Raw genomic sequence first — 14,654 nt, 5'->3', positions numbered from 1 at the left:
ATGTCCGAGCTCGTCCGGCGGCAGGTCCGCCTGGTCGCGCACACCGAGTTCATCCCGCCCGACGAGGTCGAGTGGGAGACGGACGCCGAGGGCGGATCGGCGCTGGCCGAGTTCGCGGGGCGGGCCTGCTACCAGAGCTGGGAGAAGCCGAATCCGCGCACCGCGACCAACGCCGGGTATCTACGGCACATCCTCGAGGTCGGGCACCTGTCGGTGTTCGAGCACGCGAGTGTGTCGTTCTACATCACCGGGATCTCCCGCTCGTGCACCCACGAACTGATCCGGCACCGGCACTTCTCCTACAGCCAGTTGTCCCAGCGCTTCGTCCCCGAGCACGACTCGAAGGTGGTGCCCCCACCGGCGATAGCGGACGATCCCGAGCTCGTCGAGATCTTCCGGCGCGCGACCGACGCCTCCCGTGACGCCTACGCGGAGATGTTGGCGAAACTCGAGGACAGGTTCGCGGACGTACCCAACCCCATGCTGCGGCACAAGCAGGCCCGGCAGGCCGCCCGCTCCGTGCTACCGAACGCCACCGAGACCCGGATCGTCGTGACGGGGAACTACCGCTCGTGGCGCCACTTCATCGGGATGCGCGCCACCGAGCACGCCGACACCGAGATCCGGGGCCTGGCGATCGACGTACTCCGTCGTCTCCGCGAGGCGGCGCCGGCGGTGTTCTCGGACTTCGAGATCGCCACGCTGGAGGACGGCTCGGAGATCGCGGTCAGCCCCTACGTTCTCGAGGGATGACGACGCCCCCAGGGTGGGAATCGGGGTCTGCCGGGTACTGCGGGTAGTCTGGGAGACCATGACACACGTGACCACCGGGGGCCCTGTCGGTCGGCAATCGCCGACCGACCGTGGCCGGGCCCCCGCCGATACAGGGCGCCCTGCGCCGTTCGGCACGGTCGTCACGGCGATGGTGACCCCGTTCGGGTCCGACGGTTACGTCGATCTGAAGGCCGTCGCACGTGTCGCGCGGCATCTCGTGGACTCGGGGTGCGACGGTCTCGTCGTCTCCGGCACCACGGGGGAATCGCCCACCACCACCGACGCGGAGAAGATCGCGGTCCTCGAGACCGTCCTCGCCGAAGTGGGGGACCGGGCGACGATCGTCGCGGGTGTCGGTACGTACGACACCGCGCACTCGGTGCACGCGGCCAAGCAGGCCGCTGCCTCCGGGGCGCACGGACTGCTCGTGGTGACGCCGTACTACTCGAAGCCCACCCAGGCAGGTCTGGACGTCCACTTCCGGACGATCGCCGACGCGACCGACCGGCCCGTGATGCTCTACGATATCCCGCCGAGATCGGTGGTCCCCATCCAGGCGGACACCCTGATCGGTCTGTCCGACCACCCGAACATCGTGGCGGTCAAGGACGCGAAGGGCGACTTCCACGACGCCGTCACCGTCATGTCCCACTGCGACCTCGTCTACTACTCGGGGGACGACCAACTCAACCTCCCGTGGCTGGCCGTCGGAGCGACCGGGTTCGTCAGTGTGATCGGCCATGTGGCCGCGTCACGGCTGGTCGACCTGCGCCGTGCGTACCTGAGTGGCGACATCGAGACGGCACGACGTATCAACCTCGGACTCCTCCCTCTCTTCGACGCCCAGCGGGCGCTCGGAGGTGTGTCGATGTCCAAAGCAGCACTAGAACTTCTCGGGGTCCCGGCCGGTGTGCCGCGACTCCCGCAGTTACCACCAACCGACGAGCAGCGAGACGCCCTCGCGGCGCTGCTGCACAGAGCAGGAGTCACCAGATGACGGAAAGTACCTCCACCGGCCGCGGACGCGGCCGCACCCGACGTGCCGCAGGACGGCCCTCGGGAGAGCCGGCGGCCACGGCCGCCGTGCAGTTCACCGAGCCCACCTCGGTAGCCGACGCCCCCGCCGCAGACGCGGGGCAGGGACGCTCCGATCGGACCAAGGGTAGGCAGGACCAGCCCCAGCAGGGTAGGAACCAGCAGGGCGACGGCCCGAAGGACAGCGGCCAGAAGGACAGCGGCCAGAAGGATTCGTCCAGGGGCGGATCGCGTGGCCGGGGCAGGGGGTCGTCCTCGGGAGCCAAGGGCGGACCCGCGACCGGCGACCAGAACGGCGGCCAGAACTCGGGCGGCCAGAAGGGCGGTCGTGGTCGCAGCGGACGCGGCCGCGGTCGCGGCGACACCTCCACCGCCGAGTTCGGTGGTGTGAAGACCATGCAGGGCGGCGACATGACGGTCCGCCTGCCCAGCCCACCCAAGCCCCGCAAGGGTGCGCTGCGCATGGTGGCGCTCGGCGGCGTCACGGAGATCGGCCGCAACATGATGACCTTCGAGTACGACTCGAAGCTGCTCATCGTCGACTGCGGCGTCCTCTTCCCGAGCTCGACCGAGCCCGGCGTCGACCTCATCCTCCCGGACTTCGGCCACATCGAGGACCGCCTGGACCAGGTCGAGGCGCTCGTGCTGACCCACGCCCACGAGGACCACATCGGGGCGATCCCGTTCCTGCTCAAGCTGCGCCCGGACATCCCGGTCATCGGATCGCGGTTCACGCTCGCGCTGGTGGCCGCGAAGTGCCGCGAGCACCGCATCAAGCCGGTCTTCCGCGAGGTCGACGAGTCCAGCGTGAGCACCCTGGGCAAGTTCGAGGTGCGCTACTTCGACGTCAACCACTCGATCCCCGAGTGCCTCGGCCTGGTCATCCGCGCCGGTGGCCAGTCGGTGATGATGACGGGCGACATCAAGCTCGACCAGCTGCCCACGGACAAGCGCCCCACCGACCTGCCCAAGATGGGGCGATTCGGTGACGAGGGCATCGACCTGCTGCTGATGGATTCGACCAACGCCACCACTCCGGGGGTCAGTCGCTCGGAGTCGGAGATCGGTCCCGCGCTCCAGCGGCTCATCTCCGACGCGCGTCAGCTCGTCGTGGTGGCCTGCTTCGCCTCCAACGTCTACCGCGTCCAGTCCGTCATCGCGGCCGCCGCCGCGAGCGGTCGCAAGGTCGCGCTCACCGGTCGGTCGATGATCCGGAACATGGAGATCGCCCTCGAGATGGGCCTGCTCACCGATCCGAACAAGGTGATCGTGGACATGGACACGGCCGCCAAGCTCCCGTCGGAGAAGGTCGTCGTCATGACGACCGGGACCCAGGGTGAGTCCATGGCGGGGCTCTCCCGGATGGCCCGCCGCGAGCACCGGCAGATCAACCTCTCCGAGGGCGACACCGTGCTGTTCTCCTCGTCGATCGTGCCGGGCAACGAGGAGCCCGTCTTCAGCGTGCAGAACAGCCTGTCCCAGATGGGTGTGAACGTGGTGACCAGCCGCGAGGCCAACATCCACGTCTCCGGCCACGGGGACGCGGGCGAGCTGCTCTTCGTCTACAACGCCGTACGGCCGAAGAACGCCATGCCGGTCCACGGTGAGTGGCGGCACCTGCGCGCCAACAAGGCCCTGGCGATCGCCACCGGGGTGCCGGAGGAGAACGTCGTCCTCGCGCAGAACGGCGTCGTGGTCGACCTCGTGGACGGCAAGGCGTCCGTGGTCGGTCAGATCCCGGTCGGCAACCTGTACGTCGACGGCCTGTCCACCGGCGACGTCGGCGACACGGTCCTCGCGGACCGCACCGCGCTCGGCGAGGACGGCTTCATCGTCGCGACAGTCGTGGTGGACCCGCGTACCGGCCGGCCGGTGAGCAAGCCCCAGATCATCGGCAAGGGCTTCACCGACGAACCCGGCGCACTCGACCCGGTCGTCGAACTCGTGGAGAACGCCCTGTGGGACCTGGCCGGCGAGGGCGAGACCGATCCGTACCGCCTCGCCCAGGCCGTGCGACGCGTGGTCGGTCGGTGGGTGTCGGACAAGTGGCGCCGCAAGCCGATGATCGTGCCCACGGTCATCACCTCCGCCGTCGCGCAGGGCTGAGTCCGGTGAGTCCCGGCCGTCCGACCCTCGCGCAGCGGGAGCGCAGCGCTCTCGTGGAGAGCATGCGTGCCACCGGGCCCGATGCCCCGACGCTGTGCGAGGGCTGGACGACCAGGGACCTGGCCGCACACCTCGTCGTGCGGGAGTACCGCCCCGACGCCGCGGCGGGGATCGTCGTCCCCGCCCTCGCGGACCGCATGGAGCACCTGCGCCTGCGGGAGGCCGAGCGCCCGTGGGAGGACCTGCTCGACACGATCGCCGGGGGAGCCCCCTGGTACTCACCGCTGCGCTACGCGGACCGGGTCGCGAACCTGGCCGAGTACCTCGTCCACCACGAGGACGTGCGCAGGGGGCGCCCCGGGTGGGCGCCCCGCGAGTTCGAGGTGGACGACCTCGAGCGGGTCTGGTCCCTCGCCACGACTGTGGCGAAGACCTTCCTGCGCAAGGTCGCGGCCCGCGTCGACCTGCGCACCCCGGCCCACGTGGGATCGGCCACGATCGCGTCGGTCTCGACGGGCGCGGCGCTCGCCCCGCTGGTGAGCATCACGGCGGATCCCGTCGAGTTCCTCCTGTGGACGTTCGGTCGCGACGAGGTCGAGATCGACATCTCCGGTGCCCAGCGGGGGATCGACGCGCTCGAAGCCGTCCCACGCGGCATCTGAACCACCCCACCCCCGTGTGGCTGCTGTTACCAGTGGTGCTCCAGACGATAGAGTGACGGCCATGGCATCCAGCTCGAGCACGCGCTCCACCCGTGCCCCCGGCGGACGACGTCCGGCTTCGACCTCGGGAGCACAGCGATCGACCAAACCCGCCCCGTCGTCGTCGCGGGGTGGCGGTTCCCGTCGCGGTGCGGTCGTCTCGACCCCCAAGAAGGGGACCCGCAGCGGTCCTCGTACCGCCGTCCCGGCGCCGGAACGCACCACGGGTGCGTTCGGTGCCGTGGGGCGTGGGCTGCGCGGAGGGTGGTCCGCGATGGCGAAGGGTGTCGGCCACGGGGTCCGTGGCCTCGGGGGTGGGGACGACGACGACAAGGTGGTCCCGCCGCACCGCCGTGACGGTCTCGGCCTGATCCTCATCGGCGTGGCGATCGTGTTCGTCGGCGCCGTGTGGTTCGGCGCGGCCGGCCCGATCGGCCACTGGATCGACACCGGGATCCGGACGGTGGTCGGTACCCCCGGTGCCCTCCTGCCGCTCCTGCTGGGCGGATGGGGCGTGCTCGTCATGGCCCGCGAACCCCGTCCCGACGTGCACTCGCGCTGGCTGGTCGGAACGACCGTCGCCGCCCTCGGTGTGCTCGGACTGTGGCACCTGGGGTCCGGCTCGCCGACCGATCCCGACGGGGTGCGGTCCGGCGCCGGGGTGCTCGGCCGGATCGTCGGTGGAACGCTCGAAGCCGGCTTGTCCGTCTTCGTCGCGGTACCGCTCCTCGTGCTGCTCGTCGCGTTCGGGATCCTGGTGATGGTGGGGCGGCCCGCGCGCGAGATCCCCGGGATCGTCCGCGGGTTCTTCGGCTGGGACGGCAGCGGCGACATCGTCGACCACGACTACGTCGATTCCGACGAGGACTGGGACGACGAGATGACCACGGCGTACCCGATCGCGGAGACGACGCGGGCGTCCGAGACCGGGCGCTCGGCGACGCGGCGCAGCTCCCGCCGCCGGATCGCCGCGTGGTCCGATACCCCCACGGCGGGCGAGACGGTCGAGATGCCCCGCGCCTCGCGGCCATCCGCCGAGCCCGAGGCGGCACCGGAGGTCGCCGACCTCCCCCGGAGGAACCGGCCCGGGCCCCGGCACGCCCGAAGCGCACCCCCCGCAGGACCGAGGTCCTGCCCGCGGGCGGCGACGCCGACGAGGCCCCCGCCGGCCCGCCGGCCTCGGCCACCCCGTCCTCGCCGGCCACCGCGCCCGGACGTGCCGCCTCGACACCGTCGGTGGACACCTCCGCGGTCCCGCAGACCAACGTCCCGTCCACCCACACCGCCTCCGAGAGCGACGTGGAGCGGCTCGACTCCCAGACCCAGCTGCTGAACGGCGTGGACTACGCCCTGCCGCCCGTCAGCCTGCTCACGGCCGGTGACCCGCCCAAGGCGCGCAGCGAGTCCAACGACCAGATGATCGAGGCCATCCAGGGCGTCCTGGAGCAGTTCAAGATCGACGCGGCCGTCACCGGATTCACCCGCGGCCCGACCGTCACGCGCTATGAGGTCGAACTGGGCCCCGGCGTGAAGGTCGAGAAGATCACCGCCCTGCACCGCAACATCGCCTACGCGGTCGCCACGGACAACGTGCGGCTGCTGGCGCCGATCCCCGGCAAGTCCGCGGTCGGCATCGAGGTGCCCAACCTCGACCGCGAACTGGTGCGGCTGGCGGACGTGCTGACCGACCCCAAGACCGCCAGCAAGCACAATCCGATGCTCATCGGACTGGGCAAGGACATCGAGGGTGACTTCGTCACCGCCGACCTGGCCAAGATGCCGCACCTCCTGGTGGCCGGCTCCACCGGTTCGGGCAAGTCGAGCTTCGTCAACTCGATGCTCGTGTCCCTGCTCACGCGGGCCACCCCGGACGAGGTCCGCCTCATCCTCGTCGACCCCAAGATGGTGGAGCTCACGCCGTACGAGGGCATCCCGCACCTCATCACGCCGATCATCACCCAACCCAAGAAGGCGGCCGCGGCGCTCGCGTGGCTCGTCGAGGAGATGGAGCAGCGCTACCAGGACATGAAGTCCACCCGCGTTCGCCACATCACCGACTTCAACGAGCGCGTGAAGTCGGGAGCCATCACGACGCCGCCCGGCAGCGAGCGCGTCTACCGGCCCTACCCGTACATCGTGGCGGTGGTCGACGAGCTGGCCGACCTCATGATGACCGCGCCCCGCGACATCGAGGACGCGATCGTCCGCATCACCCAGAAGGCCCGCGCCGCCGGCATCCACCTGGTCCTGGCCACGCAGCGGCCGTCCGTCGACGTGGTCACCGGCCTCATCAAGACCAACGTGCCGTCCCGTCTGGCGTTCGCCACGTCCTCGCTCACCGATTCCCGGGTCATCCTCGACCAGGCCGGGGCGGAGAAGCTCATCGGTATGGGCGACGGCCTCTTCATCCCGATGGGTGCCTCGCGTCCCATCCGTATGCAGGGTGCGTTCATCACCGACGAGGAGATCCACGAGGTCGTCGACTACGCCAAGAACCAGGCCGAGCCCGAGTACGACGAGTCCATCACCGCCGCCAAGGAGGACGGCAAGAAGGACATCGACGCCGACATCGGCGACGACCTCGACGACCTGCTCGCCGCCGTGGAGCTCGTGGTGTCCAGCCAGTTCGGCTCCACCTCGATGCTGCAGCGCAAGCTCCGGGTCGGCTTCGCCAAGGCCGGCCGACTCATGGACCTGATGGAGTCGCGCGACATCGTCGGACCCTCCGAGGGGTCCAAGGCCCGCGACGTGCTGGTCAAGCCCGAGGAACTCGCCTCGGTGCTCTGGATGATCAAGGGCGGGGCCCCGCCGGAGGAGGATCCGGACGACGAGCCGGCCGACCTCCGCGACCCGGCCGAGACCCCGGTGGGGTAGCGGCCGGGCGGGGTGCGCGTCAGGCGAGGGCGCCGAAGACCGGCGTCCACTCCCGGACCGTGATCTCCGAGACCATTCCGCGCAGGCAGTGGGGGTCGTCTCCCACGAGCGATCGTGCGGCCTCGTCGTCGTCGGCCTCCACCACCAGCAACGCCCCGGATCCGTCGACGAACGGTCCCACGGACCGGACGGACCCGTCGTCGACGCGGGCGGACAGCCACTCGCGGTGGGCGGGCTTGTTGGCCTCCCGCTCCTCGGTCTGGGCGTCGGAGTAGCGGTAGGTGACGACGAAGAGCGGCATCGTGGATCTCCTGGGATCGGGATCGGGGTCGGGGGTGCGTCGCGACCAAGGGTATTCCCGCCGTCCTCGCTAAGGTGAGGGGGTGACTGCTTCCACGCGCGAGAACGGGCGCCGGACCGACGAGGTCCCCGTCCTCAACATCGCCAACGTGCTCACGGTGGTGAGGATCCTCCTGGTCCCCGTCTTCGTGGTCCTGTTCTTCGTCGCCGACGCCCAGGATCCCTGGTGGCGGGTGGGGGCGTTCGTCGTCTTCGCCGTGGCGATGTTCACCGACTACGTCGACGGTTACCTGGCCCGCAAGCTCGGGCTGGTCACCGACTTCGGCAAGATCGCGGACCCGATCGCCGACAAGGCGCTCATCGCCGCCGCGCTCATCTCGCTCTCACTGGTGGACGAGCTGTTCTGGTGGGTGACCGTGGTGATCCTGGTCCGCGAGGTGGGCATCACGCTGTGGCGCCTGTTCGGGGTGGACTACGTCGTGGCCGCGAGCAGGGGCGGCAAGCTCAAGACCGTCACACAGACGGTCGGCATGGGAATGCTCATCCTGCCGCTGCCGCACTGGGTGTGGCCGGTGGAGTGGATCGTCGTCGGTGCGGCCGTGGTGCTCACCGTCTTCACCGGCATCGATTACCTGGTCAAGGCCCGCCGGGCCGCACGCACCGCGGACTGACCCCCGTGGATCCCTCCGGTGCGGTGTCCCCGCCGGCGTCCGCCGCCGTCACCGCACTGCGGGACCGCGGATGGACCCTGGCCACGGCCGAGTCCCTCACGGCCGGGCTGCTCGCGGCCACCGTGGCCGAGGTGCCGGGCGCCAGTACGGTGCTCCGCGGCGGGTTGATCGTCTACGCCACGGATCTCAAGCACGAGCTCGCCGGGGTGCCGACCGAGGTCCTGGAGCGGCACGGGGCGGTGTCCCCGGAGACCGCCCGCGCACTCGCGCGCGGTGCGGCGTTGCGCTGCGGCGCCGACGTCGGCGTGGGCCTGACGGGGGTGGCGGGGCCCGAGCCCCAGGAGGGCAGGCCGGTGGGGACGGTCCACGTCGGGCTGACGGTTCCCGGCATGGAGCCCTGGTCCGTGCCGCTCGCGTTGACCGGTGACCGGAGCCGTATCCGTACGGCGGCGTGCGCGGCGGCGCTGGAACTGGTCATCGCCGCGGCGACGGGGGAGGGGACCGGTGACGACGACGACGACGGGAACGAATCCGGGTCGTGATGCGTTGTACCCCGTGATGCCGAACATCCAGATGACCACCCTGCCCAGACCGGACCAGCCCGGCGGTGCCCCTCTGCTACGCGAGACGCTCGGGACGGTCCTGCGCGGGCTGCGCGGGGAATCCGGTCGGACCCTGCGGGACGTGGCCGACGCCGCCCGCGTGAGCCCCGGCTACCTCTCGGAGATCGAGCGCGGCCGCAAGGAGGCCTCGAGCGAACTGCTCGCCTCCATCTCGGGGGCGCTCGACGTCTCCCTGGGTGAGATCCTCATCCGCGCCGCCCTCGAGGTCTCCCCTCCGGGCACGTTCACCGAGCCGGTGCTCGCCGCCTGACCGCACGCCCGTCACGCCCGGTGGTCGCAACCGTGCGTTGTTCGGTACCGTTGAACAGACCCGTCGTCCGAATCGGCAGAAGGACACTACGCAGCGATGGCCAATCCGTTTACCAAGGCATGGCGCTACCTCATGGCGTTGTTCGATTCGAAGATCGACGAGAAGGCCGATCCCAAGGTCCAGATCCAGCAGGCCATCGCCGATGCGCAGCGTCAGCACCAGCAGCTCTCGCAGCAGGCTGCCGCGGTCATCGGCAACCAGCGCCAGTTGGAGATGAAGCTCAACCGGCAGCTCGCGGAGATCGAGAAGCTCCAGGGCTCCACCCGGCAGGCGTTGCAGATGTCGGAGCAGGCGCGCCAGAAGGGCGACGCGGCCAAGGCCACGGAGTACGAGAACGCCGCGGAGGCGTTCGCGGCCCAGTTGGTCACGGCCGAGCAGAGCGTGGAGGACCTCAAGGGCCTGCACGACCAGTCACTCCGGGCCGCGGCCCAGGCCAAGAAGGCCGTCGAGCAGAACGCGATGGTCCTCCAGCAGCGCGTGGCCGAGCGCACCAAGCTGCTCAGTCAGCTGGAGCAGGCCAAGATGCAGGAGCAGGTCAGCGCGTCCCTGCAGTCGATGTCGGAGATGTCCTCGGGTGGCAACACCCCGAACCTCGACCAGGTCCGCGACAAGATCGAGCGACGCTACGCCAACGCCCTGGGCTCGGCCGAACTCGCACAGAACTCGGTGCAGGGTCGCATGCTCGAGGTCGAGCAGGCCTCGACGCAGATGGCCGGCCACAGCCGCCTCGAGCAGATCCGCGCGTCGATGGCGGAGGGCGGCCAGCTCGGTTCCGGTACCGGCGCCACCGGCCAGCTCGGCCAGGGCCAGTCCGAGTCGGCCGCGCCGCCGCAGCAGCAGCAGGCGCAGACCGAACAGCAGTGATCTCACGGCAACGGGCCGTCGGCGACCACGCCGGCGGCCCGTCGTCGTCCGTAGGGGAGGGCGAGACGTGACCCTGACCGAGTTCCGCGCACGCACCGTGGAGGCCTTCGGTGAACTCCGTGCCGACAGTCTGACCAGATCGCACCATCTCGCGGAGTGTGGCGGGAGGACCGCCCTCGAGGCGATCGACGCCGGCCTCCCCGTCAAGCGCGTGTGGTTGGCGTTGTGCGCCGAGTTCGAGGTACCCGAACAGCTGCACTAGCGCTCCGTCCGCGGCGTGTCGGTCGACCTCGAACACCCGTTCGCCTACACTGGGTGTCACGTGCTGACGGTTCGCCCCGTCCACAGGGCGCCCTTCCTCCACAGGAAAACGGTCGCCGGGTTCGCGCCAGACGTTCGTGTCGTACCCGGCCCGTAACGTCCGCAACTGAATCACCACCCAGACCGATCGGCCGGACGCCGGGGGTCGCGCAGGAACGGAGAGCACCATGGCACCCAAGACCACCGCGAAGTCGGGGACCAAGACGGGCGTGGCCCAGAATCGCGAACAGGCGCTGGAACTGGCCCTCGCGCAGATCGACAAGGCCTACGGCAAGGGCTCGGTCATGCGGTTGGGTGACGACAACCGGCCGCCGGTCCAGGTCATCCCGACCGGGGCGCTGTCGCTCGACGTGGCACTGGGCGTGGGGGGCTTCCCCCGGGGACGCGTCGTGGAGATCTACGGCCCGGAGTCCTCGGGTAAGACCACGGTCGCGTTGCACGCCGTGGCCAACGCGCAGGCGGCCGGCGGGATCGCGGCGTTCATCGACGCGGAGCACGCCCTGGATCCGGAGTACGCCCGCAAGCTCGGCGTGGACACGGACAACCTCATCGTCTCCCAGCCGGACACGGGTGAGCAGGCCCTGGAGATCGCGGACATGCTCGTCCGGTCGGGGTCGATCGACATCCTGGTGATCGACTCCGTGGCGGCGCTCGTCCCGCGCGCCGAGATCGAGGGGGAGATGGGCGACAGCCACGTCGGCCTGCAGGCGCGACTCATGAGCCAGGCCCTGCGGAAGATGACGGGCGCGCTGCACAACACCGGCACCACCGCCATCTTCATCAACCAGCTGCGCGAGAAGATCGGCGTCATGTTCGGCTCGCCGGAGACCACCACCGGTGGTAAGGCGCTGAAGTTCTACGCGTCGGTGCGGTTGGACGTGCGCCGTATCGAGACGCTCAAGGACGGTGCCGACGCGGTCGGTAACCGCACCAAGTGCAAGGTCGTCAAGAACAAGGTCGCGCCGCCGTTCAAGATCGCGGAGTTCGACATCCTCTACGGCGAGGGGATCAGCCGCGAGGGGTCGCTCATCGACATGGGCGTGGACAACGGCTTCATCAAGAAGTCGGGGTCCTGGTTCACCTACGGACCGGACCAGTTGGGCCAGGGCAAGGAGAACGCCCGTCGGTACCTCAAGGAGAACCTGTCGGTGCGGGACGAGATCGAGCGCAAGATCCTCGACAAGCTGAATATCGGCGCGGGGGCGGAGATCGCCGAGATCGAGGCGGAGTCCGACGAGGACGCGCCGATCGACGTGGTGCCCGTCGAGTTCTGATGTCGGGCAGGGACACCCGCGGGCCCCACGGCGCCGGGGCGCCCGGGGCGGAGGAACTCCGTACGGCGATCGCCGCGGTGGAAGCCAGGCCCTCCGGGTCCTCGGACCTGCCGCCCCTGGCCCCTGAAGCGCACGAGGCCGCGAACGCCGCGCTCCGGCTCCTGCGCTACCGGCCGCGCAGTGAGCACGAGTTGCGCGAGCGGCTGCTCGACAAGGAGTACGCCGCGGAGGCCGTCGACGAGGCGCTCGGCAGGGTCAGGGCGTGGGGTCTGGTCGACGATGCCGACTTCGCCGAGGAGTGGGTGCGTGGCCGCAGGAGACGCCGCGGCCGTTCGCGCGGCGCCCTCGAGCGTGAGCTGCGGGACAAGGGCGTGGCCGAGGCGCACATCGCCCGGGCGGTCGGCGAGATCGACGAGTCGGATGACCGCCGGCAGGCCGCCGAACTGGTTCGCGGTCGGCTGGATCGCCGGCCGCGCGCCGCACTGTCCGGGCCGGACGTGCAGGGCGAGCGGCGCAGGCTCATCGCGTTCCTGGCCCGGCGGGGTTATCCGACGGGGTTGGCCGTGAAAGTCGTGGACGCCGAATTGGCGGCCCACGCATCGCCCTGAGTACCCTGGCCTGCGTGGATACTCTCGTGACCGACCTGCAGGCGGCGGCGCAGGACGCGCATGCCGAGGGCGACGCCCGCCGGACCTACCAGGTTCGCACCTTCGGATGTCAGATGAACGTCCATGACTCCGAGCGTCTGTCCGGGGTCCTCGACGCCGCGGGGTACGTCCCCTTCGAGGGCGACGCCGATCCGGCCGGAGGTCACCTTCCCGATCTGGTCGTGTTCAACACCTGCGCGGTCCGGGAGAACGCCGACAACCGGCTCTACGGCACCCTCGGTCACCTGCGGCCGTGGAAGGACGCGAACCCCCGCCTGCAGATCGCCGTCGGGGGGTGCCTCGCGCAGAAGGACAAGGATGTCGTCGTGTCCCGCGCACCGTGGGTCGACGTCGTGTTCGGCACCCACAACCTCGGACACCTGCCGACGCTCCTCGACCGCTCCCGCCACAACGAGCGGGCCGAGGTGGAGATCGCCGACTCCCTGCAGCACTTCCCGTCGACCCTGCCCGCCACCCGCGAGTCGTCGTACGCCGGGTGGGTCTCGGTGTCCGTGGGATGCAACAACACCTGCACGTTCTGCATCGTTCCGTCCCTGCGCGGCAAGGAAGTCGATCGTCGGCCCGGCGAGGTCCTGGCCGAGGTGCAGGCGCTCGCCGACGAGGGCGTCCTCGAGGTCACGCTGCTCGGCCAGAACGTCAACGCGTACGGGCGGTCCTTCCACGACCCCGACGAGCCCTCCGACAAGGGCGCCTTCGCCTCACTATTGCGGGCGGCCGGCCGGGTCGAGGGGATCGAACGGATCCGCTTCACCTCGCCGCACCCGGCGGAGTTCACCGACGACGTGATCGAGGCCATGGCCTCCACACCGACCGTCTGCCCCCAGCTGCACATGCCGCTGCAGTCCGGGTCCGACCGCGTCCTGCGCGCCATGCGACGCTCCTACCGGTCCGAGCGCTTCCTCGGGATCATCGAGCGCGTCCGCGCGGCCATGCCGCACGCGGCCATCACCACCGACATCATCGTCGGGTTCCCCGGGGAGACCGAGGAGGACTTCCAGGCCACCCTCGACGTGGTCGAGAAGGCGCGGTTCTCCAGCGCGTTCACCTTCCAGTACTCGCCCCGCCCGGGGACCCCCGCGGCCACCATGGAGGACCAGATCCCCAAGGCCGTGGTCCAGGAACGCTACGAGCGGCTGATCGAGCTCCAGGAGCACATCACGCTCGAGGAGAACGAGAAGCAGGTCGGGCGCGTCGTCGAGCTCCTCGTGACCGCCGACGAGGGTCGCAAGGACGCGGCCACCGCCCGGATGACGGGCCGGGCCCGCGACGGTCGGCTCGTACACTTCGCCCCCATCGGCGACCACGCCGACCGGGTGCGTCCGGGAGATGTGGTGACCACCCGCGTCACCGCCGCGGCCCCGCACCACCTGCTCGCCGATGACGGGGTGCTCAGCCACCGAGCAACCCGGGCCGGCGATCGTCACGAGGCGGGCCACAAGCCCGAGACCCCGCCCATCGGGGTCGGGCTCGGACTTCCCACGCTCCGGCGCGACACCGTCAGCGCCCCAGTCACCACCGAGAAGGGATGCCCCACGTGAGCACCGACGAGCGCCCCGATCCGATCGCGGGGATCATGGAAGTCACCCGGAACGCGGAATCGGAGATGCGGGACCGTGACCGCGTCCTCGGGCGCACCCTCGTGATCGGGCGGGCCTACCTGGCGTCCGCCGTCCTCATCGTGCTGTTGGCCGTGGCCCTGGCCTTGCCGCACAGCGAGGGGGTGCGGGGCCTCGACGTCCTGTTCTTCACCGACGTGGCGCGTGAGCAGTACACGACCCTGCCGTCCCATCTGTTCGTCCTGCTGTACTCCGTGGGCACCATCGCGTTCGGGGCAGCGATGATCATGACGCAGAAGTGGTGGGCCGCCGGGATCGCCTGGAGCGCGACGTGCGTGTCCGCCGTGTACGGCGTGCTGGCGATCTGGCTCCGCCAGTCCGGTCGCGGCCCCAATCCCGACGTGCAGGACTTCGGCGGGCCCGGCATCGGCCTCTACGTCAGTGAGATCATCGTGTTCGCTCTGGTGATCACGCTGGCGAGTGTGCTGTGGGCGCGGACCCCGGAGCAGATCACGCTCGAGGAGAACGCCCGTCACGGAGACGGGCGCTGAACCGACCTCCCGGACGTCGCGCCGTC

General features: G+C 70.2%; 15 protein-coding genes and 1 pseudogene. 15 read left to right on the top strand and 1 reads right to left on the bottom strand.

The window, feature by feature from the left end; genetic code table 11:
• The 6 genes and pseudogenes from thyX to OVA21_RS19335 form a co-directional block, all read left to right on the top strand.
• Window positions 1–753: an FAD-dependent thymidylate synthase gene (gene thyX / locus OVA21_RS07705; RefSeq protein ID WP_067717719.1), complete on the top strand. Its 753-nt coding sequence runs from the start codon at window positions 1–3 to the stop codon at window positions 751–753.
• A gap of 58 nt (window positions 754–811) precedes the next feature.
• Entirely contained in the window at window positions 812–1,771 is a 960-nt protein-coding gene (gene dapA / locus OVA21_RS07700) for a 4-hydroxy-tetrahydrodipicolinate synthase (protein WP_163375857.1), read from the top strand.
• Entirely contained in the window at window positions 1,768–3,915 is a 2,148-nt protein-coding gene (locus OVA21_RS07695; RefSeq protein WP_163375856.1) for a ribonuclease J, read from the top strand. Before dapA ends, OVA21_RS07695 begins: the two co-directional genes overlap by 4 nt.
• Before the next feature lie 5 nt (window positions 3,916–3,920).
• Window positions 3,921–4,577: a TIGR03085 family metal-binding protein gene (locus OVA21_RS07690; protein WP_119192155.1), complete on the top strand. Its 657-nt coding sequence runs from the start codon at window positions 3,921–3,923 to the stop codon at window positions 4,575–4,577.
• A gap of 61 nt (window positions 4,578–4,638) precedes the next feature.
• Complete coding sequence (locus tag OVA21_RS19340) at window positions 4,639–5,949, top strand: DNA translocase FtsK 4TM domain-containing protein (RefSeq protein WP_442778920.1); 1,311 nt, start codon at window positions 4,639–4,641, stop codon at window positions 5,947–5,949.
• Between the two features lie 8 nt (window positions 5,950–5,957).
• Window positions 5,958–7,490, top strand: a pseudogene (locus tag OVA21_RS19335) (DNA translocase FtsK); the annotation flags it as partial.
• A gap of 19 nt (window positions 7,491–7,509) precedes the next feature.
• Here the strand turns inward: OVA21_RS19335 and OVA21_RS07680 are convergent.
• Window positions 7,510–7,791 (bottom strand): YciI family protein, encoded by a 282-nt coding sequence (locus OVA21_RS07680; protein ID WP_069389096.1) that lies wholly within the window; start codon window positions 7,789–7,791, stop codon window positions 7,510–7,512.
• An 82-nt stretch (window positions 7,792–7,873) separates the two neighbouring features.
• Between OVA21_RS07680 and pgsA the strand changes: the two genes are divergently transcribed.
• From pgsA to OVA21_RS07635, 9 genes are all read left to right on the top strand, one after another.
• Window positions 7,874–8,461 carry a CDP-diacylglycerol--glycerol-3-phosphate 3-phosphatidyltransferase gene (gene pgsA, locus OVA21_RS07675; protein WP_163375854.1) on the top strand — a complete coding sequence of 196 codons (588 nt, stop codon included), beginning with the start codon at window positions 7,874–7,876 and terminating at the stop codon, window positions 8,459–8,461.
• Between the two features lie 5 nt (window positions 8,462–8,466).
• Window positions 8,467–9,003 carry a CinA family protein gene (locus OVA21_RS07670; RefSeq protein ID WP_205475751.1) on the top strand — a complete coding sequence of 179 codons (537 nt, stop codon included), beginning with the start codon at window positions 8,467–8,469 and terminating at the stop codon, window positions 9,001–9,003.
• 16 nt (window positions 9,004–9,019) lie between these two features.
• Window positions 9,020–9,334 (top strand): helix-turn-helix domain-containing protein, encoded by a 315-nt coding sequence (locus tag OVA21_RS07665; RefSeq protein ID WP_067717740.1) that lies wholly within the window; start codon window positions 9,020–9,022, stop codon window positions 9,332–9,334.
• Between the two features lie 96 nt (window positions 9,335–9,430).
• The gene (pspA, locus tag OVA21_RS07660) at window positions 9,431–10,258 is read left to right on the top strand and encodes a phage shock protein PspA (protein ID WP_163375853.1); all 828 of its coding nucleotides are present in this window, start codon (window positions 9,431–9,433) and stop codon (window positions 10,256–10,258) included.
• Window positions 10,259–10,325: 67 nt separating this feature from the next.
• Window positions 10,326–10,520 carry a DUF3046 domain-containing protein gene (locus OVA21_RS07655; RefSeq protein ID WP_067717747.1) on the top strand — a complete coding sequence of 65 codons (195 nt, stop codon included), beginning with the start codon at window positions 10,326–10,328 and terminating at the stop codon, window positions 10,518–10,520.
• 226 nt (window positions 10,521–10,746) lie between these two features.
• A complete protein-coding gene (recA, locus tag OVA21_RS07650) occupies window positions 10,747–11,853 on the top strand; it encodes a recombinase RecA (protein WP_163375852.1) in 1,107 nt (368 codons plus the stop codon).
• Window positions 11,853–12,461: a regulatory protein RecX gene (locus tag OVA21_RS07645; RefSeq protein ID WP_069389091.1), complete on the top strand. Its 609-nt coding sequence runs from the start codon at window positions 11,853–11,855 to the stop codon at window positions 12,459–12,461. Before recA ends, OVA21_RS07645 begins: the two co-directional genes overlap by 1 nt.
• 26 nt (window positions 12,462–12,487) lie before the next feature.
• Window positions 12,488–14,059 carry a tRNA (N6-isopentenyl adenosine(37)-C2)-methylthiotransferase MiaB gene (gene miaB / locus OVA21_RS07640; protein ID WP_163376085.1) on the top strand — a complete coding sequence of 524 codons (1,572 nt, stop codon included), beginning with the start codon at window positions 12,488–12,490 and terminating at the stop codon, window positions 14,057–14,059.
• Window positions 14,047–14,628, top strand: a complete 582-nt coding sequence (locus tag OVA21_RS07635) for an Rv2732c family membrane protein (protein ID WP_096905355.1) — start codon at window positions 14,047–14,049, stop codon at window positions 14,626–14,628. Before miaB ends, OVA21_RS07635 begins: the two co-directional genes overlap by 13 nt.
• The last annotated feature ends 26 nt before the right edge of the window (window positions 14,629–14,654 follow it).

Source organism: Dietzia sp. SL131 (assembly GCF_026672565.1).
GTDB classification, from domain to species: Bacteria; Actinomycetota; Actinomycetes; order Mycobacteriales; family Mycobacteriaceae; genus Dietzia; species Dietzia kunjamensis.
This window is presented reverse-complemented; position numbering and strand designations above follow the sequence as displayed.